Here is a 23,155-nt window from a genome sequence, read left to right as displayed (position 1 = left end):
TAATGGAGTTTTTACCAGCCCTCCAGACTGGAGAAGTTTACGTTTTCAATATCTAACGTTTGTAGAGCAGGCATATTTTGCACAAAGTCGATGGACTTTACGTTCGTTAAATAGGACAACTGAAGCTCCTGAAGCTGGGTCAAGGCATACAGCGGCTGAAGGTCTGTGGTTTCACTGTACTGTATAGACAAGGATGATAACCCGGTCATGGACGACAACCATCCGAGTTTATCGACAAAGGTGAGCGACAGGGACTTGATTGGCAATTGGTTTAACAAGTGAAAATCCGTTACGGACTCATCCACATAGGTAATGGATAAAGAGCTCAGATTAGGAAATTCCAGTAGTAGGGCCAACTCCTGATTGCTGCGAAGCGGAGTGGTAAGCTCCGTAATTTTAGATTTGTCGCCAAAGTAGCCCGAAAATGTACTAAAGGATTCGTTAAAAGCACCCCCATAACTTTTTAATCCCGGCATATGGGCCAAAGTGGTTTGATCCGTCTGGGATATTTCATAGGTATTTGTCAGGTCCAATGCCGTTAGTCCCTTAAAAGCTTCAAAATCTCGCTGATCAATCCGCTGGCTATTCAGTTTCTTGTCCTGAGTAATATTAAGTGATCTTCTCGGCCTGTTCATCGCTGAATGGATCGGAGAGACTATATGTAAACTTCCACTGATCATTCTCCGAATGCTATACGGTTAAATAGCGAATACGAGCCAAATCCTCCTCTGTTGGCAAGGCGGCCCCTTTATCAAAGATATCTCGCAAAAATGAGAGCAGAACCTCGCTTTCAGGCATCTTTCGTACAGGCAGATTGGCTTCTGTTTTTGGATAGGTGGAGCTGTTGCTATAATAAAAATAAGTACCGATGGCGCCAGATAGGACTAACATCAGTATCAGCATTACCTTTATAGAGACAGTCTGCTTCAGGCGTGCTTTCCAGCGGCGCCTGTAACGGTATCTGTGCCGTACACACCTGCTGGCCAAGAACTTGCCAATCCACATCAATTGGTGATCCTGAATATTGACAGTCAAGGAAAGCTGCAACCGTACCAAGTGGACGATATGAGGCTAAATCCGGATCGGTTGTGTTCAAGACAACGGAATTTAGCACGTATGCCGTAGCCTACGTAACGAAGTCTTTTGCCGATGTACAGCATGTCCTGTGGGCAAAAGAAGACGTTGAAGCAATGGCTGTTCGCTATATTATTAAAGGCGTATCGGATGACTTCGCGCCTGCAGTTTCCATCACGAGAGCTAACTTTATCACCTTGCTGGTGAGAGCCCTTGAATTGAAGGGTCCGGGCACGAATACGGCAGCCTTCAGCGATGTACAGCCTACTGCTTACTATGCACAGGCCGTGATTATTGCCATAGAGCTGGGAATCGCCTCTGGATTCGAAGACAACACGTTCAAACCCAGCAGCAGCATTTCCCGTCAAGACATGATGGTTCTAACGGCGAAAGCCCTGAAAGCAGCAGGTAAGCCATCTGCCGGCAGCGGGAATCTGGCTCCTTATTCCGATGCTGCAACCATTTCCACTTACGCTGTGGATAGTGTAACTTCCCTTGTAGGAAGCGGAATCGTCAACGGAAAAGGTGGCAAAATCGCACCAACTGAATCATTGACCCGCGCTGAAGCAGTGGTGATTCTGTCCCGGATCTGGAACATGTAATTGATTTTAAAGGACATTTTGAAAAAAACTAGGCAACTCATTGAAGCTGCTCTCTGTACTTTACAGGCGCCAGCTTTTTCAAATTCCATGGCCCTCAACATGATTGTAATATAGATCGTTAACCAACCGATTCCATTTGCAGCTCAGCACAAATCATTCGTTCAGGCGATTTTATTATAGGAGGAACCGCTACTCAATGCTGAATATTGTCGATCCAACACATAGACATCATAAATTTTGCTTTTTTCCACTTTGCAATAAAGATGGAATCTGATAGGATAAGTTTATAAATACGATGGTTTTAGTGAGGATTAAAAAGGAGGCCGCCTTGCCATGCAAGAATTAACACATCTGGATCAACTTGAGGCTGAAGCGATATACATTATCAGAGAAGTAGCAGCGGAGTGCGAGAAACCGGTCATGTTGTATTCCATCGGCAAGGACAGCTCAGTCATGCTGCACTTGGCCCTAAAGGCTTTCTACCCCGAGAAGCCGCCGTTCCCATTCATGCATATCGATACGACCTGGAAATTCAAGGAAATGATTGAATTCCGCGACCGAAAGGCGAAGGAATTTGGTATCGAAATGATCGTGCACTCCAATGAAGAGGCTATTCAGCAAGGAATCAATCCCTTCGACCATGGTTCCGCATATACCGACATTATGAAAACCACAGCCCTGAAGCAGGGATTGGATAAATACGGATTCACGGTTGCGTTTGGTGGCGGAAGACGTGATGAGGAGAAGTCGCGTGCGAAGGAGCGGATTTTCTCGTTCCGGAACAAGAATCACTCGTGGGACCCGAAGAACCAACGTCCGGAGATGTGGAAGCTGTTCAACACGCGAATCAACAAGGGAGAGAGCATTCGAGTCTTTCCGCTGTCCAACTGGACTGAGAAGGATATCTGGCAATACATTCGTCGGGAGAACATCGATATCGTTCCGCTTTACTCCGCGGACGTAAGACCGGTCGTTAATCGTGACGGGCATATCATCATGGTGGATGACGAGCGGATAAAGCTTGAGCCTGGCGAGAAGGTAGAGATGAAGAAGATTCGCTTCCGCACGTTGGGTTGTTACCCGCTCACGGGCGGAGTTGAGTCCGATGCCGTTACGCTGGATGAGATCATTGAAGAGACATTGGGTGCGTTATCTTCCGAACGGACCAGCCGGGTTATCGATCAAGAAGCGGCGGGAAGCATGGAACGACGCAAACGGGAGGGCTATTTCTAACATGAAGAGTCTACTTAAATTCATTACCTGCGGAAGTGTGGATGATGGCAAGTCCACGCTGATCGGACATATGCTCTATGAGGCCAAGCTGCTGTTTGCCGATCAAGAACGCGCGCTTGAGCTCGATAGTCGATTGGGAAGCCGAGGCGGAAAAATCGACTACTCGCTGCTCCTCGATGGTTTGCTGGCCGAACGCGAACAAGGGATTACCATTGATGTGGCATATCGTTATTTTACGACGTCTCATCGTTCCTTCATCGTGGCGGACACACCGGGACATGAAGAGTATACGCGCAACATGGCTGTAGGCGCTTCCTTTGCCGATCTAGCCATCATTCTGGTGGACGCTACCAAAGGCATCATTACCCAGACCAAACGCCATGCCCGGATCTGCGCCCTGATGGGGATCAAGCATCTCGTATTGGCTGTGAACAAGATGGATCTGGTCGGCTTCGATCAGAGGACGTTCGAGGCGATTAAGGAAGAGTTCATCCAAACGACGTCTGAATTCCAAATCAAGAGCATTCAGGTCATTCCCGTGTCCGCTACGGAAGGGGACAACATTACAACCCAGTCGCCGAATGCTCCCTGGTACGAGGGGTTAGCTTTATTGCCGTATTTGGAAAGTATAGATGTTCATACTACCGATGATACGAAGCCTTTCATGATGCCGGTTCAGCGTGTAAGCAGACCGGACCATACGTTCCGTGGGTTCCAGGGCCAGATCGAGGCTGGAAAGATTTCGGTCGGAGACGAACTCATGACTCTGCCAAGTCGGGAGAAAGCCAAGGTTAAGCGGATTTTGGTGACGGACCAAGCTCAGGATTCGGCTTATGCCGGCCAACCGGTTACGATACAATTGGACCGCGAAGTTGATGTCTCGCGGGGCTGCGTGCTCACGATAGACAATCAAGTCCAAGAAGCTGACAGCTTCGCTTCTACGATCCTGTGGATGGACGATTCCGTCCTGACTCCGGGCAAGCATTATTGGGTAAAGGTCGGAACGAAGACTCTTCCAGGCACAGTAACGGCGATTACCCATAAAATTGACATTAACACGGGCCATACCGTTCCGGCCGATCAAATTGTTAAGAACGAATTGGCCAAGTGTGAATTTACACTGTCGGATCAGATCGTCTTCGATTCCTTTGAGCACAATAAGAGCATCGGAGGTTTTATCCTCATTGATCGTGTCACCAACATGACGTCTGCTTGCGGAGTCATTGATCAAGCTCTGAAGGGAGAAAGCCGATATGCCACGCTGGATACGGGGATCACGAGAGATGTTCGCGCCCAGCAGAAAGGACAATCTCCGTTCACGGTCTGGTTTGCTGGCTCGGATACGGTAGCTCTCGCCAAGGAAGTGGAGAAGCGACTAATGTCATCCGGTTACCATACGATGCTGCTGGAGAGCGTCAGTGGAGAAACGCTCCGCGGCACGGCGGAGATGGCAAAGGTGTTGAACGACGCCGGCCTGATCTCACTGGTATCCCATGATTCTATCAGTGCGGGCGAACTTGAGACAGCTCGAGAGATCATCGGGGGCAAAGGATTTATCGAAGTTAACGCGGACGAGATCGGCGGAATGTCCGCCCAGGATGCCGCGAAATCCGTGGTTAAACGAGTCGTGCAATCCGTTATCGATCACAGTCCTTCGAATAACTACGACATTTAATAAGCATGTCCGATAAAGCGGTTGCCGATCAGGCAGCCGCTTTTTTGTTTCGTCAAGATCCCTTTATATGGGGAGACTGATCTCTGGATGCCAACATCACCCGTGCTGAGGTTGCAGCTATCGTCCAAAGAATATTGAAGGCTTCGGACTTGATTTAAAGCAGCAAAAGGGTTCCCCATGCAGGAAGAACTGCATAAGGGGAGCCCCTTTTTGTCTTTGTTTCAATACCATCCACTTACTACTTACTACAGTATTCTAAAACTCCCCATTATCCATGCGGTAATTAATATACGTGCACACTCGTACCAAGCACGGATTTGTTTTGTACGGAATTTCCGGATAGATATACTTTTTGCAGATTAGGCAGCTGGCTTAGGGTCTCTATATTGGAAATGGCATTGTTCTCGAGATGAAGCTCTTCTACGGCCTGCCAGTTGCTCATGAATTCGAGAGAAGCCAAATTGCTGTCTTGCAGAGTGAAGGAACGCAGAGCGGACAGTTTGGCAAAGTAAGGCATCATCTGGTCAACTTCAGTAACTGAGGTGTTGTTTATGCTGAAATATGACTGCTCTAAGGTCAGATGTTCAAGCACGCTGTTCTCCGCGGCCGTTTTTTGCTCAAAGTTCAGCCTGCACTCGGAGCACATCAAAGATTTCACCTGCTTCAAACGAAATAAAGCATCGCTCTCCTTATATAGTGACGAGTCGTAAATGTTTAAGGTCTCTAGACGGGACAAGCCGTCCAATGCGCCAAAACGGGTTATTTCATCGATCTCCCAGAGCGATAGTTGCTCCAGCTTCGGAAATTTCCCCAGCGCCGCCAAATTCAACTCTCCACTTCCGCCACGGAGCGTCAGACTGGTTGTAGCCGGGGCCTTTAGCCCGGGGAGAAAAGAGCTTGGGATTTCCACTCGCTCTACTTTAGACAGTGTCAGCGCTTCTGCATTCTCGTAGTAGCCGGACAACGTTAATTCCCGCAATGAGGACAGGCTATTGATGGCTTTTACCGAACCAAGCTGACTTAGAGAAGCCAGGCGCAGCGTAGTAATAGAGGCCTTGTCGGTCAAGCGCTCCAGACTGGAGAAGTTTACATTTTCAATATCTAGCGTTTGTAGAGCAGGCATATTTTGCACAAAGTCTATGGACTTTACATTTGATAAATAGGACAACTGAAGCTCCTGAAGCTGGGTCAGGGCGTACAGCGGCTGCAGGTCTGTGGCTTCACTGTATTGTATGGACAAGGATGACAGCCCGGTCATGGACGATAACCATCCGAGTTCATCGACAAAGGTGAGCGACAGGGACTTGAGCGGCAGTTTATTCAATAGATAAAAATCCGTTACGGACTCATCCACATAGGTAATGGATAAAGAGCTCAGATTAGGGAACTCCAGTAGCAGGGCCAATTCCTGATTGCTGCGAAGCTGAGTGGAAAGCTCCGTTATTTTAGACTTGTCGCCAAAGTAGCCCGAAAACGTACTAAAGGATTCGTTAAAAGCGCCTCCATAACTTTTTAATCCGGGCATATGGTCCAAAGTGGTTTGGTCCGTCTGGGATATTTCATAGGTATTTGTCAGGTCCAATGTAGTCAGTCCCGTAAAAGCTTCAAAATCTCTCTGATCAATCCGCTGGCTATTCAGTTTCTTGTCCTGAGTAATATAAGTGATCTTCTCGGCCTGTTCATCGCTGAAGGGATCGGAGAGACTATATGTAAACTTCCACTGATCATTCTCCGAATGCTCTACGGTTAAATAGCGAATACGAGCTAATTCCTCCTCTGTTGGCAAGGCGGACCCTTTATCAAAGATATCTCGCAAAAATGAGAGCAGAACCTCGCTTTCGGGCATCTTGCGCACAGGCAGATTGGCTTCTGTTTTTGGATATGTGGAACTGTTGCTATAATAAAAAAATGTACCGATGGCGCCAGCCAAGACTAACATCAGTATCAGCATTAGCTTTATGGAGACAGCCTGTTTCGGCGTTGCCTTTGGGGGTGTTCCGTGGTAATGATTAATGGTCTGGTCTACGTAATAGACATGATTTTGCTTCAATAAAAGCTCTGTTTCACAATAGGGACACTTTAAAACTTCATCCTTCTTGTATTCAATTCTTCCGTTGCAATTGGGGCAGTTTAGCGGGATAAACGCCACGAATGTCCCCTCCTTCATTATGATGGTCATAAGATCATGCTGAACGGTCATCTGAGTTGATTATACCTTGTGAATTTACGTTTGATGAGAGAAAGAAGTTTCACATAGCGAAGGAGCAGGGGGAATCCTGCTCCTTTTTGGTCTTATTTAAAGTGTGGCTGGTGGTAGGCATTATTAAATCAATCATTAAGCGATCGAAGTAATCGGATGTTTAACGTGCACAGGGTAGAGATGTTCATCATGGGTTCTTACAAATAAACCTTCATTGGTGATTGTACTTTTTAGAACGATATGTTCTGTTGCATCTGGCGTGAAATGGAAAGTTATTTTCTCCGTATCATCATCTGCGATCTCATCCAAAATATCGTTCATATTCATTTCGTTTAAGCTAACAACGTCGAAGAGCTCAATATGATTGTTTTCTTTCTGATAAATAACAATGACGTTTTCGTTTTCCAAGTAATAGATATCATCACTAAAGACATTCAGGCAATAAAACATGAAAATTCCTTGAGCATGATGGGTTGCGAAATGCTGAGAAACAGGTAATCGTTCCGATGCCAATTTTTGAATAAGACGTAAATCCTCCGCGTTAGTTACATTTAGTTTTCGGATATTCGCAGGTTCAGGTGATTTTTTTGCCGTATAATTTATTGAAAAAAGATGTTCTTCCACAGGTTTAAACCCAAACTTGGGGTAAAAATCAAGCACCGATTCATTGGCAAAAAGGTACATGTAATCATACTTGTTCTCGTATTCCTCTAAAACTTTATTCATTAAACGTGTAGAGAGTCCTTTCCCCCGATAATCAGGATGTGTCATCACCGTGCCGATTTGAATCGCTTTTTTCTTCTCACCGTGAATGATGAGCTCAAGGATGTTAACGGAAACGTTGGCAATAACCTGGTCTCCATCGACATATGAATAAGGGATGTAACGCTCGCCCCAGTATCCTTGTTGATACCAATCTTCAAAATTGATCTCAAACGTGTTGACAGCAAGCTCGAAAAAACTTTTGCGCAGTACTTCATTGTTTTTATAATTCTTCATAAATATTAATTCTTGCATGGTATTACCCCCTTAATCCTCAAAAATGACTGTTTGTGTAGTGGTACGATCCCGTATTTAACTATGTAAAATATGATTACAGGTGACAATTCTGCTTATAAGTTGTTGTTGGATAAGCAAGATTTGTAACAAGAGAAAGTGGAGTATGATACGGAAAGAGACGCGAGCGAGTTCGCGTCTTCTTTTTTGCATGCTTTATAGGATATGCTTAAATGCAATTGCGTCAGTGAACTGTTTTTCACTATTGAGAATCTTGGTCCATTAATCTACGGCAAAATGCACGATTGCACTATATAACATCTTGTTGCGAAAAGGGTCAAATGTTACTTGATGTTGAACCTGCTTCACGCGCAGCATTAATGCTTTGTTCATTCCGATTCGCTCTTCGATCGCTCGTTCGAGTTCACGGAAGTCATAAGCCTGCAAGCATTCGACTTTGTCTTTGATCATATCCAGTGAAATTTCCATATATCATTCAGGCCTCCTTAAAATCTCGATTTGCAGGTTAAAAGCCTGTCGAGCTTCATTTTAGAGGAGCTTTTCCAGTTCGGCAAGTGCAATCGGGCTGAAAATCTAATAAAGACGTGATAAAATCGGGAAAGGGCAATTTTGAGATCATCGAACGTTCAATAATCTGAAGGTCTAATGGAAGTAGTAACAGATACTGCTGTTTGAAGGAAGTTCATTTGCATGGTATAAGTGAAGAAGAAGCTAGGACACCATAATGTGAATTGCAACGAAACTGCGAATGATCATGTAAATGATAGGCCAGCAGTTGCATGAGTTACGAGTTTACTATTTTAACTATTAATGAGGACAAAGACTGTCCTGGAATGTATAGAGGAGCTTTTGAGATGACAAAGGAAAATTTTTGGCGTGAATTGCCGCGACCATTTTTTATACTGGCACCCATGGAAGATGTGACGGATGTTGTGTTTCGGCATGTCGTAAGTGAAGCGGGCAGACCGGATGTGTTTTTTACGGAGTTTGCGAACACAGAGAGTTATTGTCACCCGGAGGGGCACCATAGTGTGCGTGGACGGTTGACGTTTACAGCGGATGAACAGCCGATTGTGGCTCATATCTGGGGAGATAAACCGGAATTCTTTCGTGAGATGAGTATCGGTATGGCGAAAGAAGGCTTTAAAGGCATCGATATCAATATGGGCTGTCCTGTAGCGAATGTTGCGGAGAATGGAAAAGGAAGTGGCTTGATCTGCCGCCCAGCCCTTGCGGCGGAGATTATTCAGGCGGCGAAAGCCGGAGGGCTGCCGGTCAGTGTGAAAACGCGTCTCGGATTTACTGAGGTCGATGAATGGCGCGACTGGTTGACTCATATTTTGCAACAGGACATCGTGAATCTGTCTATTCACCTGCGTACGAGAGAGGAAATGAGCAAAGTAGACGCTCACTGGGAACTTATTCCGGAGATTAAGAAACTGCGTGATGAGATAGCACCTAATACACTGCTGACGATTAATGGGGATATTCCTGACCGTGAGACAGGCCTGAGACTCGCGGAGCAATATGGTGTGGATGGTATTATGATTGGACGCGGTATCTTCCAGAATCCGTTTGCTTTTGAGAAGGAGCCGAAGGAACACAGCAGTAAGGAATTGCTTGATCTGCTACGGCTGCATTTGGATCTCCATGATCAATATTCTGAGCTTGAACCGCGCTCGTTCAGCCCGCTGGCCCGTTTTTTCAAAATCTATGTTCGAGGCTTCCGCGGTGCTAGTGAGCTCAGAAACAGCTTGATGAACGCCAAAACCACTTCTAAAGTACGCGAATTGCTCATTGAGTTTGAAAGTAATGAACAGGTGGAGTAGAGTAAGACGTAATCATGGATACGGAGTATGATTCAGGTAGATTTAAAAGCAAAAAAAGAAGCGGTAACTCTTCCGCTTCTTTTTTTGCTTTGCTGTTTAACGCGTATACTCTGGCTTCTCTATAGTGACCGGCTGAGGATTGGCAAGCACCCATAATACCGCCAACTCGGATAATCTGGCAGGCGCATCAAAATCGTATCCGTTATGAAGCTTGCTGGCCAAGTCTGCTGCCTCTTGGAGAAGTGCGGGGGCGAGTGGCGCTCCAGTGCCCAGATAACGAATTAGCGCATCTAGCATCTTGCGATACTCCGCATCCCAGTTTCCTCCGCCATTATCTAATACTTCATGGGACACACGTCCTGTGATGCGAATGACCTCTCCCTGCACCGTTTGAGCGTGGCCCTGAGCAGGGATGAGATATTCCCACAGCTCTTGGTGCTGCTTGGGCCAGGTGGTTGCCTTTACCTGAATGGGTGCAGTTCCATCGTGCATGATCCGATTCGCTACAGGCTCGACATCAAATAGACGGTACAGTTTGATCAGCGCGTCTGAAACTCCATCGACCTTGTCCTTATTGAACTTCTCACGGACGAATTCAAAATCCTTACCGATCCGCTTCACCGATTCTTTCATATCCGGGGTGACCGATGCTCCGGCATCCAGAAGAATTGCGGCAATCTCTGCCAGATTAACTATATCGCTATTCCTACAATTGACTAACCCCTTAGCTAATGGCGTATTACCCTGTTTATTTTCTACGTTAATCGTAGCGCCCTGGTTTACCAACTCTTGAACCACTTTGGTTCGATACCCACTGACCGCTGCATGTAACGGTGTTTCATTTTGGTAATCCACAGCGTCCAGATCCGCACCTAATTCAAGGAACAGGGGTACATTTCCTGACCAGTGTGAGGCATGGGCATGTAAAGGCGTGCGTTGATATTTGTCGGGTGCATTAATATCTGCCCCTTGTTCAACCAGCCAGCGGACCAATTCATCCGAAATATGCCGAAAGCTGAGGGCCGTACCTTTGCTATAACCCCCACGTGCATCCCATTCGCATTGCTCGAAAATTTCTTTTACGGTTGCGATATCATTATCTTTAACGAGTTTTTCCATATGAGCAGGTAAGGTTGCTTTCTTCGTAGCCATTACACTCTTCCTCTCCTTTGTGAATAACAACGTAAGTTCCAATGGTAGGCTATGATGATTTAATAGTAAGTAGATAATTTTCTGCAATTTTATCACATAGGGGAATTCAAAACCAATAACTGGGTTTCTTCCATCGTCAATTTGATTTGCTATGTTATAATTTAGGTGAATGTTGATACTGGAGACGGATTGAAAAATATTTGAATGATCGCCGCAATTCATGCGGTAGGCTTTTGATAATAGGAGGATTTATGTCCTGGAGCAAATTGAAGCAACAACTGGAGAGTTTTCTTAGTCCTGCGTTGGTTGGACGGGTGGAGTACCGTGCTACCAGCTATCGCTATTCACCTGATAAATCAGGCAATTGTTATATTACTGTAGATAAAAAGAATGTACTCAACATGAGTGATACAACAACCCCAATCCGATGGTATCAGACGGAGCAGGAGATCAAGAACGATCCGAATATCGTGATTCCTGTGATCGATGAAGAGATTGAAGTTATCCGCCTAGAGTCCAAAGGTAATATTCCCGAGGATCGTCTTCAGGTTATGGCAAGAAGCAGAAAAATCTCTGTACATGCCAAAGAGCTTTTGGTGGCTCAGACCGCACTCAGTAAATCGAATTTTACCGTTGCCGCTACCACATATTTATCAACTTCTATAGAGGATAATCTGGAGAGCAAGGATATCCTGTTCAATATTCTGGCTTTAATGGACAGACGCGTTGGCAAAAAGCGAATTCTGAACATGTCGGAACAGGTCAAATTAAAGCATTCAGCCGTTCAGTATTTCTATGAAATACGGCGTAGTACGTTGTAACATTGAACAACTTTTGATATAGCTTTTAACTATAACCAGTTATGGTTTTTAAGTATCCCTTCTAACTGCTCTCGACGTGATATGATCATTGTATACAACGAGGGGGTAATTTACATGACTGACAAGTTCCAGATCGTAGGAAGTTTATTGCGGCCGGATGAGCTGTTGAAATATAAAACGCAAATTGAGCATAACGATGATATCCAATATCCGTTCTATGAAAATTATGAAGGATATGAGAAGTGCGAGACGGAGGCAATCAAACAAGTTGTCGCAAAGGAAATCGAACATAACTTGTCCGTGGTTACCGATGGCGAATTTTCCAAATCGATGTGGCATTTGGACTTTGTATGGGGATTTGGCGGCGTGAAGCGTTACATCGCGGATCATGGCTATTTTTTCAGAGATGTGGACGGAACTTCGAAATATGAAACACGCAAAGATATTGGACTGCGCATCACTGACAAATTGAGCGGAAAAAATCATCATTTCATTCAGTTGTTCCAACAACTGCAAGACACGGCTGGCGAGCAACAAACGAAACTTTGCGTGCCATCGCCATCACATATTTTCGGTGAGCTTTCCTGGTCGGATAACATTGGCGGTGCGGATTCCGTTTATCAGAACAAACAGGAGCTCAAAGAGGGTCTTGTGATCGCATATAAGGAATTCGTGGAGGAATTCGCTGCAGTGGACGGTAAAATTCTGCAATTCGATGATTGCTTATGGGAACTGTTTGCAGACGACAACCCGAACTCTCCGTTTACAGGGGAGCATATCAATCAAGATGAAGTACAGGGTCTGGCTACCGAATTTATTGACATTAACAACACTGTGATTGACTTTGGTCATAGCCTTGGCTTGAAAATGTGGACACATAACTGCCGCGGAAACTATGATTCCCGCAACATGGGCGGTGGATCATATGTGAAAATCGCCAATCTGTTCCTGAAGCAATTGAAGTATGACCGTTTCTTCCTGGAGTGGGATGATGATCGTGCGGGTTCGCTTGAAGCGTTGGAAGTATTCAAGGACAGACCTGAAACTGAAGTGGTATTAGGTTTGCTTTCCTCCAAAACAAGTACCCTCGATGATGAAGCACGTGTTGTCCGTTTGCTGGACGAAGCATCCAAAATTATCGATAAGGATCGTCTGCTGCTGTCTCATCAATGCGGGTTTGCATCCTGCGATGGCGGTAACGAATTAAGCGAAGCTCAGCAATGGGCGAAGATTGATCAGGGACAGAAGATTGCGAAGCAATATTGGGGCAGCACTGTCTAAGTTCAAGCTGAATGTATTGTGGCATCTAAACGATTACCCGTTCAATAGTGTTTGATATGATAATAATACGGCGACTTTTCCTCTGGAATCTATTCAGGGAGAAGCCGCCGTATTTATTGTGAACGTACATCTGGGTACGTTATCATTTCTATAACTTTTTTAAACGAATGATGAGGCTTGTTATTCTTTATTTCTGTAATTCACGCTGTGCCAGCCATTCCTTTTTCAACAAAGCATATTGATACGTATTCTCGTATTTCGGAGTACCGTCCTCATTTTTGACAAATGAAATGAACTCCAAAAAAAGACCTTCCCGGCGCATGCCCAGCTTCTCACACAGTTTCTGGGAACGGAAGTTATCATCCTCGACATAGGCATACAGTCTTCTTATTCCCTGTTCCATAAAGAGATGCTCGATGAAAGCACTGGCGCTCTCACTGGCGTACCCTTTCCCTTCAAACCTGCCATTAAAATTCCAACCAATACTATACGTATCTGAATTCGAATCCTTATCCGTATCCGTATCCGTATCCCGACCTTCCCTCATACCAAACAGCTCGCCGATCAGTTCGTTACTGTCTTTCAGGCAGACCGCGATGTGGGCATCGTCACTGCTTCTTTTGGTGACCTCTGCCGCCGCGTCTTCCAATGTTGAAATTCGTTGATCCATAAAACAATTCACTCTGGGATTTGCCGTGTATTCCAACAGTCCGACTGCGTCCGTTGCGGTAAAATTTCGCAGGATTAATCGATTGGTTTCAAGGTTTTGCATGAGATATACCTCCAGTTTTTATATCAATAGATTGGTTTTGTTTGTGTAGTATTTCTTTTTATTCTACCAAACGCACTATTCTTTACTATAGCTTGGTATAACTTTGCTTTTGGCTATGGGCTTGGTTTTGGCTTTGGCTCTGTCTGAACGGGAGAACAATCCCATCAATTTTTCTCTATAGATATAACCGAGCACGAATCCGATCACAGCGATAATACAAATAATAATGGCAATCGTGTATTGTTGCATATGAATTTTGGACCCCACAGCGGCAGATGCGATGATCCACGGCAGACGACCGACAATCAGGATCGTGAAGAATCTAAACGAACTAATCGTTGTAAGAGCGGCAACAAATACAAGCATGTCTTTGGGCAAGCCGGGAATCACAAAAAAGATAAATAAAAAAGCGGAGAACTTCCTTTCATCATGAATAAACGACATCCACTTATCATTTTTCCTTTGCAGTAGTCGTGAAATATAAGTGCGACCGATAAATCGAGTGAAATAAAAGGCCATCGCTGAGCCTAATATCAAACCTACTGTTGTATACAATGAACCAATGGCTGTACCGTATATATATCCGCCTGCGACTTGTACCACTTCTCCTGGAATAGGGGCAACCACGATCTGAAGAATCTGGAATAAAATAAACATGACCGGACCCCAGTGGCCTGTTGAATGAATATACGCTCTAAAGTTGTCCATGGAAGACATGATTTTAATAATGGCAGGAGAATAATAGATCAATAGACCAATGGATAACATGATGAACATACCCAACAATAGGTTAATCATTACTTTTTTCGAAGGTTGTGGCATAGCTGACGACCCCTTTGTCTAATGACCTCTACATATATACAGTGTAAGACGTAATTATTAAGAGTTACCTACATAACTTCTGAAGAATTCTTAAGTCGATTGTATTTGCTGGTAGTCACTAATAGCGCATATTATACTGAAATTAGACGGAGGGATCAGATGAGCAAGAAAATTCTAATTGCTGATGATAACAGCGAAATTCGTGAAATTGTAAGGATTTTGTTAGAGAGCGAAAATTATGAAGTGATTGAAGCGATAGATGGTCAAGATGCGATTGATAAAGTAAACGAAGAGACGGATCTCATTATCTTGGATATGATGATGCCCAATAAATCGGGTCTGAAGGCATGTCTGGAGATTCGTGAAAAAACAAGTGCACCGATCCTGTTTCTCACGGCGAAAACGCAGGATTCTGACAAACAATTAGCCTTCTCCTCAGGCAGTGACGACTTTTTATCCAAACCCTTTTCCTATACAGAACTCGTTTCGAGGGTGAAGGCTTTGCTGCGGAGGTATTATGTATATCGGGGTAAAGAGAAGACCGAAGAAACGGACCAAATTGTTGTTAAAGATCTTATTGTCCATCAGGATTCCAAAGCCGTGTTTGTTGGGGAGAAGGAAATTGCTCTAACTGAAATTGAATACCAGATTTTGCTGCTGTTGGCTAAGAAACGACGAAAGGTGTTCTCAGCGGAAAATATATATGAGAGTGTTTGGGGGCAACCTTACTTTTATACGTGTAATAACACGGTCATGGTTCATATTCGTAATTTGAGAGGCAAACTGGAGGATGACCCGCAGAACCCTAAATATGTGAAGACCGTTTGGGGGAAGGGGTACAAAATTGAATAGATTATTAATGGGGAAAAAGCTCAAGATTAAACTGGTTCTGGCGGTTGCCATTTCTTTGCTCATTTCCATAAGTGCATTCGTCATTTTACAAGTTGTTGGCGAGACTGTATTGGATAGTTATTTAAGCAAATCCACTTTTGTAGAGAACAGGCAGCAGGATGCGCTTGATCGATTCAAAGCATTTGTGAGTAACGAGAACGTATCAACCCGTGATCATGAGCAATTGTCTGATTGGATAAGTCATGAGCGCTACTTAAATCTGTATATTTTTGCAAAAGACCAATTGATATTTTCCTCCAACACGGAGATTGATCCTGCCATTAATGAAGAGCTGTTAACTCAATTTGTGCCATCGAAAATACCTATCACCACCATCCATTTTGCGGATCAGGATGCCCAGATCTACTTGGTTAGCTTTTATGAGTACCAATACTACAACCTCATTCTGATTATTGGTGTTTTCATAGCAGCCATTGTGTTCCTTGTCTCCTTTCTACTGATGATTAATAAGAAAACATCTTATATTGGCGTGCTTGAACAAGAGATCAAAATACTCGAAGGTGGAAATTTGGATTATGCGATTACGATATCCGGAAAAGATGAACTGTCATCCCTGGCCCAGAGTATTGATGAGATGAGGAAATCATTTGTGGAGCGGCTGGGCAGTGAGGAGAGGGTCAGGATGGCTAACCGTGAATTGATTACGGCGATCTCCCACGATTTGCGAACGCCACTCACGATTCTATTAGGATATATGGATATCATAGAGCTCAACAAATATAAGACACATGAGGATCTGTTAAAGTATATTCATAATAGCCGGGAGAAAGCCTATCAGATCAAAGTGCTGTCGGACAAACTATTCGAATATTTCACGGTATCCTCTGCCGCTGAAGAAGAGGAAGTAGATTTTGAGTTGTATGAGGGCAGAGCGCTTATTGATCAACTCATCGATGAGCAATTCGTGGTTATGGACGATATCGATGTGCAGGTTCAGACCGATGCAGATCATGAGGAGTTTTTGCTGGAAATTAATCTGGTCGCCATGCGTCGCGTAATGGATAATATATTTTCAAATATTCGAAAATACGCAGATCCAATGTATCCCGTGCATATCCAAATTTCTTTGAAGCAACAATGGGTCATTCTTGAGGTGAAGAATAAGATTAAACATGTTGGCAAAAAGAAAGATAGCAACGAAATCGGGCTCGTTAGTTGTCAGAAAATGATCCAGCAGCATAACGGGACGTTGACGGTGTCCCAGGAAGAAGACATCTTTTCACTACAGATTACGCTACCCGTCATCTTCAATAAATCAACACAGACTCATATATAACGGATCTCTTGAAATGATGCGCTAAATAGGCATAGGCCAAGAACATTGCTCTACCATCCACACTAGACAGATAGAGCCATGCAACAGCATGGCTCTTGTATATATCGAGAGAGGGCAAACTTCATGTTTTAAACAACAGGTGCACTCTGTTTCTTGAAATATTGTTCAATCAGAAATGCAAGCATTGGTCCGGGCTCAGCTTGCTGTAATTGAGCCTGATCGCCAAATTCCATGAGATACGGCTGTTCCGTAGTGCAAGGAATCCAATGTGGCATCAGCTTTCCGGTGGAGTCCGAACCGTTTGGATCACCTGTAGCAATAAAATTGGATAAATAATTGCACATCTGGCGGGCCAGATCATAATGTTTGCCCGTGAAAGGCCGCCAGCACTTGGCCAGTGTCTCGAAGAAGAACCACAGATCGACGGAGTGGAAGGTGCCCGGTTGGTCCCAACCCGGAATCTCGGCGTCGAAGTTATAATAGTAGAGAGGCGTTTCAGACGCATGACCGCTGTTCGCACGGATGGCGAGCAGAATGGCATGTTGGATCATACGGACCGATGCTTGTTGCAGAGCATGCTCGATTTGACCGGTATCAGCCTCACATCGCTGCAAAAAGGCAGGAGCATCCTCGCCAAACAGCTCCACAGCCATCTGCTTCAGTTCTTCCAGATTGGCTGCGGCGGGACGGGTCCAAAATTCGGAAGACGTATGCCCAAGCATTACGGGGATTGCCTCGCGCTCCTGCTGAACAAAGCGGGTAAACGGATCACCTGCGCAGAATTGTTCGTCGATGACGGTTCCCCAGAAGCTTTTGTATTCCAGTGCTTTGTCACGGAGATACTCGGCATCAAGTTGTCTCGCCTCAGCCAGGGAAGACACCCCTAGGAAGTCAAAAAATGCAACCCCGGCCTGCTCTGCATCCCGCAGTGTGGAGCGGACAGAAGGTACGCGGACCTTCGGGTACAACTCCGTAGCCATGCCGCTCATAATGATGGCTCGCTGGAACAAGCCCTTATTTTGCGGAGAGGTCATCTGGCTGAGTACACTTCCTCCGCCTGCCGACTGTCCACCGATGGTGATCTGGTCCGGATCACCACCAAAGGCGGCAATGTTACGTTTGACCCACTGCGTGCCTGCTTGTTGATCGAGATGACCGAAGTTGGCGGGTGCATGGGGAGATTCGGCGCTAATCTCGGGATGACACAGGAAACCAAAGGCATTCAGTCGATAATTAATCGTTACAACGACAATACCTCTGCGAGCGATTCGTTCGCCATCAAATTCCATTTCGGCTGTATGGCCAACTTGCAGGCCCCCGCCAAAATACCAGACAAAGACAGGCAGCTTCTCGTCCGAGCGCTTGGCGGGTGTCCAGACATTCAGATATAGACAATCCTCGTCCATGGGCAGGTCGGGATCAACGGCCCATTCGCGGGTATAGATATTGTGTTCATCGATGACTGTTGGGGCTTGCATGGAGATAGGGGCAAAATGGAAAGCTTGCAGTATACCTTCCCAGTTCGACTGCGGCTGCGGGGCACGCCAGCGATTCTCACCTACAGGAGGTGCGGCAAAAGGAATTCCCTTGAAGCTGGTAATCCGCGGGTCCGCCGCGGGCAGTCCTTGCACTTGTCCGTGTTCTACCTTAACCATTCTAAGCATAACAACAATCTCCTCTCTGGATTTAGCTTGTAAGCGTTACCGAACATCTGATCAATGATATTAAGATAAACCAAACGCGAGAACCGAGTAGCTGTAGAAATGGGGTAATCAAGGGTGAATCCGATTTGGCATGAGAGCAGTAGAGCCAGTAATTTGTATTTTATCAGCGGTGGTCACAAGCCAGCCAACACTCACCAATGGGGGCCAGGCGTGCGTGACGTTTATGCGCTGCACTATATTATCCGCGGCCAAGGGACGCTGGAGACGGGTGGCCGCTTTTTTCGGCTAGTCACGGGGGAAAGCTTTGTTATATTTCCGCAAAAAGAGATTTACTATTATCCAGATCCGCAAGATCCATGGGAGTATGTCTGGGTGGAGTTTAGCGGTGAAGATGCCGGGAGATTGCTGGGTCTGACGCAGCTTTCAGAGGTACAACCGGTGGTGCCGATCTCGCCGGAGACATTGCAGCCTTTGTACCACCTTGCCTGGAACGCAGGTGCATCATCCTATGAATTGCTGCGAGCGGATGCGCGTTTGCGTCTGCTGTTATCCTACTATATGGAATATTATCCGAAGGAACCGCAGGTGGACGCCAAGGACTATGTCTGGCTGGCGAGAAAGTACATCGAGCAGAACTACTGGAAGCCGACATTGACTGTTACGGAGATCGTAAAGGCAGTTAATCTGGAGCGCAGCTATTTGTTTCGTCTGTTTAAAGGAGCAACCGGCAAGTCTGTTTTGGAGTATATTACATCCTGCCGAATCGAGCGTGCCTGTGAATTGCTGAAGACGTCAGGTCTTCCGATTCAATCGGTAGCATACTCTGTCGGCTATAATGACCCGTTATACTTTTCCAAAGTATTCAAGAAGGCAACCTCACATACGCCAACAGCGTACATGATGCTGCACCGAACCAAGGCATAACATTAGCGGAACAGGGCACAGTTCCCGGACTCTCGAAAATAACGTATCAGCTTCTCAATAGGCTCACGTCCGCTGTTCAACTTCACTCCAAGACAATCAATACATAGAAATTGCTGGGCAGAGCGCGAGATCAATTTGAGGTATATGCCCACATCATCTGAAGAGAGCGGAACCTGACAGGAAGTGCACAGGCGATGTTGAGCCATCTATTTCACCAGTTTGGCCCGGACGACGAGGCAATCATGTGCTGCGACAACCGGAGCGAAGCGTTCACGGAACACGCCAAGCTCTTGATGTTCCCAGCAGTCATACAGAGACAGGGCGTAACCGGAAGCGTACGGCAGACCCATATCCCAGAATTGCAATGACAATTCCCGCTGGCTGTCGCTCAGGTTGAAGAAACCAATAGCCAGATCGCCATCTGTGAGTACCTTCACCAGCATAAATACATCGTCTGTGTGAAACCATTGCGGCTCTGGTTTAATACGGTATGCTCCGCGCGCTTCTACATCCTGATTGATGGCAAGCAGGTCAGGATTCAGGAGAATATCTTTGGTAATCTGGTTAGCCTTGCGCACGTCGCATCCGATCATTAATGGGGAACCCATCATGGACCAGAGGGAGAAGTGGGTTTTATATTCGATGTCGTTGCATCCGCCGATGCTGCCAATATAATCATTGTTGCTTCCACCGTACATACCAACGATTAGCATATCCATGTCGTTATGGCAGAAAGAGCCGGTGTAGCTTTGTTTTCCGAGTTGGGACAGGGCCAGTTCCTTCACTGAATCCCAATTGTCGCGGATATCTCCGGTGGAGCGGTACATATGAGCACCCGATTCCCGAATCCAATCGTATACGTCATCGGCTCCCCAGTTGCAGGCGGAGAACAGGATATCACGTCCGCAGTTTTTGAGCGCCAGGCTCATTCGTTTGTACAGCAGCTCGCCTGAGATATGCCGCGGCTTGAAGCAGTAATCATACTTCAAATAATCAACGCCCCATTCGGCAAAAAGGGCGGCATCCTGGAATTCATGCTCAAAGCTGCCCGGATACCCGGCACAAGTATGTGTGCCCACACATGAGTACATGCCAAACTTTAGTCCTTTGTTATGGATATAATCAGATAGCGCTTTCATTCCACTCGGGAATTTCTCCGGGTCAGCGACCAGATTGCCTCCCGCATCCCGTTCCTTCAGGCTCCAGCAATCATCAATGACGATATACTCGTAGCCAGCTGCCAGGTAACCTTCCGATACAAACACATCAGCGACATCCCGAATTAATTGTTCGTTAATATCCCACGTAAAGGTATTCCACGAATTCCAGCCCAGAGCAGGGGCAAAGCCTAACACTTGATTGTTGCTCATCATCTCGCATCCTTTCTCATCTTGGTTTCGTTAACAATACTAAATTGAACATAAACGATGAGCGATGTTTCCTGCCATAGCGTAACGTTGCTTGGACATGGACATATGTTGCTCTGCTATGCTGGGGGGAATGATCACTTCCAATAAGACTCTGGGCAGGTATTCAAAAGATCACGGAAGAAACGCAAGAAAGGACAAATGTCTGTCTGCGCAGAAGTTATATCTATCTTTTCAGGGATCTGTGCGAAACCATGGTATGAATGATATGATCAGTGATAATACTCGAAAAAGATGTCAGAGCAACAGGGAATCTAACAGGGAAATCTGAATACGATTCGGTTCATACAGGAAGATCAGATATATAATTGATAGGATGGGGAGTGTCGCGCAGTGAATCTGGATGAAGTGATGCAAGAGCTGGAAGTGCTGGGTAAAGAACGAACGAAAAAAATCTATATCTCCAACGGTGCGCATGAACCGTTATTTGGCGTGGCAACCGGAGCGATGAAACCCATGGCAAAGCAGATCAAAAAGGATCAGCCACTGGCAGAGCAACTATACGCGACGGGGAATTATGATGCGATGTACTTTGCAGGCGTGATTGCTGATCCTCAAGCCATGACAGAAGCTGATTTTGACCGTTGGATCGATGCTGCATATTTTTACATGATCGCTGACTTCATCGTTGCCGTCACGTTGGCTGAGACGGAAATTGCTCAAGAAGTTTCGGATAAGTGGATTGCGAGCGGAGATGAGCTGAAAATGTCAGCAGGATGGAGCTGTTACTGTTGGTTGCTCGGCAGTCGAAAGGATGCTGAATTTTCCGAGAATAAACTGATGGAGATGCTGGAACAAGTGAAAAATACGATTCACGAATCTCCGGAACGAACAAAATATTCGATGAACAACTTCCTGTATACCGTTGCAACATCCTATCAACCGTTGCACGATCAGGCGGTGGAGACAGCCAGGGCTGTGGGACCTGTCGAAGTGAACAAGGACATGCCCAAGAGCAAGCTGCTGAATGCCTCAGAGAATATCCAAAAGGCAGTGGATAAAGGGCGGACGGGGTTTAAACGCAAATATGTAAGATGTTAATCGTAAACGCTGTAATGTGATAGACTTGAACATCAGGGATGTAACACATACAGGAGGTGCTCGTATGCATGTAAAGAGTGTCTCCCTTTTTGTGTTGTTGAGAATATTACGTACGTGTGTAACTGAAATCTAGTAACCGTCAAGCAACAAGTTAGTCAACAAATTCTCTGTCGATCCTTTATACTAATAAAGCCAGAAACATATCTAAGGAGTTGCCGAATCCAATATGAATAAAAAAGAAGTCGCGCATATACGCAAGCAGTTTAAACTCGATCACGATCTACTGAATATTTACGATATTCTCAACGTGTATATTACGAAGGAAACCAACGAGGTCTATCACTGGGAGCGTCACCCGTTCGAACTGGTGGACAGAGAGAAGCAGGAGCTGTATATGGGCAATTTCAAAAAGCTGCTGACAGGTGATCTGGATCAGAAGCTGTTTGAGTTGAAGTTCCAGGAAGCGGCGGAGGACCCGGCTCAGGTACTGCTTCACCAGGCTCTGGTCACGGGTGATCCGGACGAATGGCAGGATCTGATGCTGCTGCTTGTAGATCGAATGTTGGTAGATGCGAAGTATGAGCGGGATATGGTAGCTACGTTTGTGCGTGGACAGTATTATCTGCCAACCAAGGCTAGAAACGAAGCCACAGAAGAGAGTGAGAAGAATGAGGTGTTTGCCCATCCGTTCATTCTGTGCAGCGTGAATTCCACGGAGAAACAGCGGAAAACGCTATTGTTTGATTACGTGGAGAGAGAATTTAAATACAATATTATTGTAGATCCGATTATCAAATTAAGCACGCCAGAGCAAGGATTCTTGTACCCTAGCGTGACCGACAACTACTCCGATGTGAATCGGGTGTTATATTGCACAGGGAAATCCAATTTCCCGGACCCGCATTTTGTTGAAAATGTTCTGAATGGAGAAAGATCCGTAACCGCACTGGAAGAACGTGCGATCTTCGAAGATATCGTGAAGGAAGTGGCCGGTGAACAGCTCGATTCAGCTACCATTGCGCATGTATATGAGGAGATCAACCGCGTGATCGAAATTAACGAAGAGTCCCATGAGGAAGAACCTCCGAAGCTGGATTATAAAGATCTGGAACGTGTACTGACCGCAAGCGGTGTAGAGGATGTGACAACGGAGAAAGTGGAACGTGCCTTCGAAACCATCGTTGACAACAAGAATTATGAGATGAAAGCAACCAGTGTTATGCCGAAGTTTACGTCCAAGTCGATTAAGATTGAAACCAAGGTTGCTACGATTTCGGTTAGCCCGCAAGACTTGAGATATGTGAAACAGGTGAATTATCAAGGCAGACGTTGCATCATGATCGAAGTGGACGAAGATGTTGTGATTGAAGGGTTTACGCTTAATACAGAAAAACTTATCAATGAGTAATGAATTGTAGATCATGATGATGTAA

22 protein-coding genes are annotated in these 23,155 nt (G+C 45.6%); 11 read left to right on the top strand and 11 right to left on the bottom strand.

Features of this window, described 5'->3' with window-relative positions:
• Nucleotides 1-11: 11 nt before the first annotated feature.
• Nucleotides 12-680 carry a hypothetical protein gene (locus ACE3K2_RS14495; RefSeq protein WP_421891428.1) on the bottom strand — a complete coding sequence of 223 codons (669 nt, stop codon included), beginning with the start codon at nucleotides 678-680 and terminating at the stop codon, nucleotides 12-14.
• Nucleotides 681-690: 10 nt separating this feature from the next.
• Complete coding sequence (locus ACE3K2_RS14490; RefSeq protein ID WP_421891425.1) at nucleotides 691-891, bottom strand: hypothetical protein; 201 nt, start codon at nucleotides 889-891, stop codon at nucleotides 691-693.
• A 197-nt stretch (nucleotides 892-1,088) separates the two neighbouring features.
• On the opposite strand from ACE3K2_RS14490, the gene ACE3K2_RS14485 reads away from it, so the two are divergent.
• From ACE3K2_RS14485 to ACE3K2_RS14475, 3 genes are all read left to right on the top strand, one after another.
• Nucleotides 1,089-1,676 (top strand): S-layer homology domain-containing protein, encoded by a 588-nt coding sequence (locus tag ACE3K2_RS14485; RefSeq protein WP_421891422.1) that lies wholly within the window; start codon nucleotides 1,089-1,091, stop codon nucleotides 1,674-1,676.
• A 333-nt stretch (nucleotides 1,677-2,009) separates the two neighbouring features.
• Nucleotides 2,010-2,909, top strand: coding sequence for a sulfate adenylyltransferase subunit CysD (gene cysD / locus ACE3K2_RS14480; protein WP_062836250.1), 900 nt, complete (start codon nucleotides 2,010-2,012; stop codon nucleotides 2,907-2,909).
• A gap of 1 nt (nucleotide 2,910) precedes the next feature.
• The gene (locus tag ACE3K2_RS14475) at nucleotides 2,911-4,584 is read left to right on the top strand and encodes a GTP-binding protein (RefSeq protein ID WP_421891419.1); all 1,674 of its coding nucleotides are present in this window, start codon (nucleotides 2,911-2,913) and stop codon (nucleotides 4,582-4,584) included.
• Nucleotides 4,585-4,867: 283 nt separating this feature from the next.
• On the opposite strand, the gene ACE3K2_RS14470 is transcribed toward ACE3K2_RS14475, so the two are convergent.
• The 3 genes from ACE3K2_RS14470 to ACE3K2_RS14460 form a co-directional block, all read right to left on the bottom strand.
• A complete protein-coding gene (locus ACE3K2_RS14470) occupies nucleotides 4,868-6,733 on the bottom strand; it encodes a leucine-rich repeat domain-containing protein (protein WP_421891416.1) in 1,866 nt (621 codons plus the stop codon).
• Nucleotides 6,734-6,919: 186 nt separating this feature from the next.
• Nucleotides 6,920-7,801: a GNAT family N-acetyltransferase gene (locus ACE3K2_RS14465; protein ID WP_421891414.1), complete on the bottom strand. Its 882-nt coding sequence runs from the start codon at nucleotides 7,799-7,801 to the stop codon at nucleotides 6,920-6,922.
• A 261-nt stretch (nucleotides 7,802-8,062) separates the two neighbouring features.
• Nucleotides 8,063-8,269: a DUF2536 family protein gene (locus tag ACE3K2_RS14460; protein WP_036668351.1), complete on the bottom strand. Its 207-nt coding sequence runs from the start codon at nucleotides 8,267-8,269 to the stop codon at nucleotides 8,063-8,065.
• A 386-nt stretch (nucleotides 8,270-8,655) separates the two neighbouring features.
• Here ACE3K2_RS14460 and ACE3K2_RS14455 point away from each other — a divergent pair, with 386 nt between their 5' ends.
• Nucleotides 8,656-9,630, top strand: coding sequence for a tRNA dihydrouridine synthase (locus tag ACE3K2_RS14455; RefSeq protein ID WP_421891412.1), 975 nt, complete (start codon nucleotides 8,656-8,658; stop codon nucleotides 9,628-9,630).
• A gap of 96 nt (nucleotides 9,631-9,726) precedes the next feature.
• Here the strand turns inward: ACE3K2_RS14455 and ACE3K2_RS14450 are convergent, their stop codons facing one another.
• A complete protein-coding gene (locus ACE3K2_RS14450; protein WP_421891409.1) occupies nucleotides 9,727-10,782 on the bottom strand; it encodes an ankyrin repeat domain-containing protein in 1,056 nt (351 codons plus the stop codon).
• 251 nt (nucleotides 10,783-11,033) lie between these two features.
• Between ACE3K2_RS14450 and ACE3K2_RS14445 the strand changes: the two genes are divergently transcribed.
• Together ACE3K2_RS14445 and ACE3K2_RS14440 are read left to right on the top strand one after the other, a co-directional pair.
• Entirely contained in the window at nucleotides 11,034-11,603 is a 570-nt protein-coding gene (locus ACE3K2_RS14445; RefSeq protein WP_421891407.1) for an SF0329 family protein, read from the top strand.
• A gap of 114 nt (nucleotides 11,604-11,717) precedes the next feature.
• On the top strand, nucleotides 11,718-12,884 hold the full coding sequence (locus ACE3K2_RS14440; RefSeq protein ID WP_421891403.1) for a cobalamin-independent methionine synthase II family protein: 1,167 nt from the start codon (nucleotides 11,718-11,720) through the stop codon (nucleotides 12,882-12,884).
• A 187-nt stretch (nucleotides 12,885-13,071) separates the two neighbouring features.
• On the opposite strand, the gene ACE3K2_RS14435 is transcribed toward ACE3K2_RS14440, so the two are convergent.
• Together ACE3K2_RS14435 and ACE3K2_RS14430 are read right to left on the bottom strand one after the other, a co-directional pair.
• Nucleotides 13,072-13,656 (bottom strand): GNAT family N-acetyltransferase, encoded by a 585-nt coding sequence (locus ACE3K2_RS14435; RefSeq protein WP_421891400.1) that lies wholly within the window; start codon nucleotides 13,654-13,656, stop codon nucleotides 13,072-13,074.
• A gap of 75 nt (nucleotides 13,657-13,731) precedes the next feature.
• Nucleotides 13,732-14,478, bottom strand: coding sequence for a TVP38/TMEM64 family protein (locus tag ACE3K2_RS14430; RefSeq protein ID WP_421891397.1), 747 nt, complete (start codon nucleotides 14,476-14,478; stop codon nucleotides 13,732-13,734).
• A gap of 159 nt (nucleotides 14,479-14,637) precedes the next feature.
• Here ACE3K2_RS14430 and ACE3K2_RS14425 point away from each other — a divergent pair, with 159 nt between their 5' ends.
• Both ACE3K2_RS14425 and ACE3K2_RS14420 read left to right on the top strand, forming a co-directional pair.
• Nucleotides 14,638-15,330: a response regulator transcription factor gene (locus ACE3K2_RS14425; RefSeq protein ID WP_421891394.1), complete on the top strand. Its 693-nt coding sequence runs from the start codon at nucleotides 14,638-14,640 to the stop codon at nucleotides 15,328-15,330.
• Nucleotides 15,323-16,666, top strand: a complete 1,344-nt coding sequence (locus ACE3K2_RS14420; RefSeq protein ID WP_421891391.1) for a histidine kinase dimerization/phospho-acceptor domain-containing protein — start codon at nucleotides 15,323-15,325, stop codon at nucleotides 16,664-16,666. Before ACE3K2_RS14425 ends, ACE3K2_RS14420 begins: the two co-directional genes overlap by 8 nt.
• A gap of 128 nt (nucleotides 16,667-16,794) precedes the next feature.
• Here the strand turns inward: ACE3K2_RS14420 and ACE3K2_RS14415 are convergent, their stop codons facing one another.
• Nucleotides 16,795-18,330 (bottom strand): carboxylesterase/lipase family protein, encoded by a 1,536-nt coding sequence (locus tag ACE3K2_RS14415; RefSeq protein ID WP_421891388.1) that lies wholly within the window; start codon nucleotides 18,328-18,330, stop codon nucleotides 16,795-16,797.
• 114 nt (nucleotides 18,331-18,444) lie between these two features.
• Between ACE3K2_RS14415 and ACE3K2_RS14410 the strand changes: the two genes are divergently transcribed.
• Nucleotides 18,445-19,254, top strand: coding sequence for a helix-turn-helix domain-containing protein (locus ACE3K2_RS14410; protein ID WP_421891385.1), 810 nt, complete (start codon nucleotides 18,445-18,447; stop codon nucleotides 19,252-19,254).
• Nucleotides 19,255-19,256: 2 nt separating this feature from the next.
• On the opposite strand, the gene ACE3K2_RS14405 is transcribed toward ACE3K2_RS14410, so the two are convergent.
• Together ACE3K2_RS14405 and ACE3K2_RS14400 are read right to left on the bottom strand one after the other, a co-directional pair.
• Nucleotides 19,257-19,460, bottom strand: a complete 204-nt coding sequence (locus ACE3K2_RS14405) for a hypothetical protein (protein ID WP_215074806.1) — start codon at nucleotides 19,458-19,460, stop codon at nucleotides 19,257-19,259.
• Nucleotides 19,461-20,627, bottom strand: coding sequence for a glycoside hydrolase family 27 protein (locus ACE3K2_RS14400; RefSeq protein ID WP_421891382.1), 1,167 nt, complete (start codon nucleotides 20,625-20,627; stop codon nucleotides 19,461-19,463). It lies immediately after the preceding gene.
• A 387-nt stretch (nucleotides 20,628-21,014) separates the two neighbouring features.
• Between ACE3K2_RS14400 and ACE3K2_RS14395 the strand changes: the two genes are divergently transcribed.
• Together ACE3K2_RS14395 and ACE3K2_RS14390 are read left to right on the top strand one after the other, a co-directional pair.
• The gene (locus ACE3K2_RS14395) at nucleotides 21,015-21,722 is read left to right on the top strand and encodes a DNA alkylation repair protein (protein WP_421891379.1); all 708 of its coding nucleotides are present in this window, start codon (nucleotides 21,015-21,017) and stop codon (nucleotides 21,720-21,722) included.
• 226 nt (nucleotides 21,723-21,948) lie between these two features.
• Nucleotides 21,949-23,130, top strand: coding sequence for a DUF4317 domain-containing protein (locus ACE3K2_RS14390; protein WP_421891377.1), 1,182 nt, complete (start codon nucleotides 21,949-21,951; stop codon nucleotides 23,128-23,130).
• The last annotated feature ends 25 nt before the right edge of the window (nucleotides 23,131-23,155 follow it).

The organism is Paenibacillus sp., assembly GCF_048976745.1.
GTDB lineage: Bacteria > Bacillota > Bacilli > Paenibacillales > Paenibacillaceae > Paenibacillus.
Note: the sequence above shows the minus strand (reverse complement) of the source record. Positions and strands in the feature narration are given on the sequence as shown.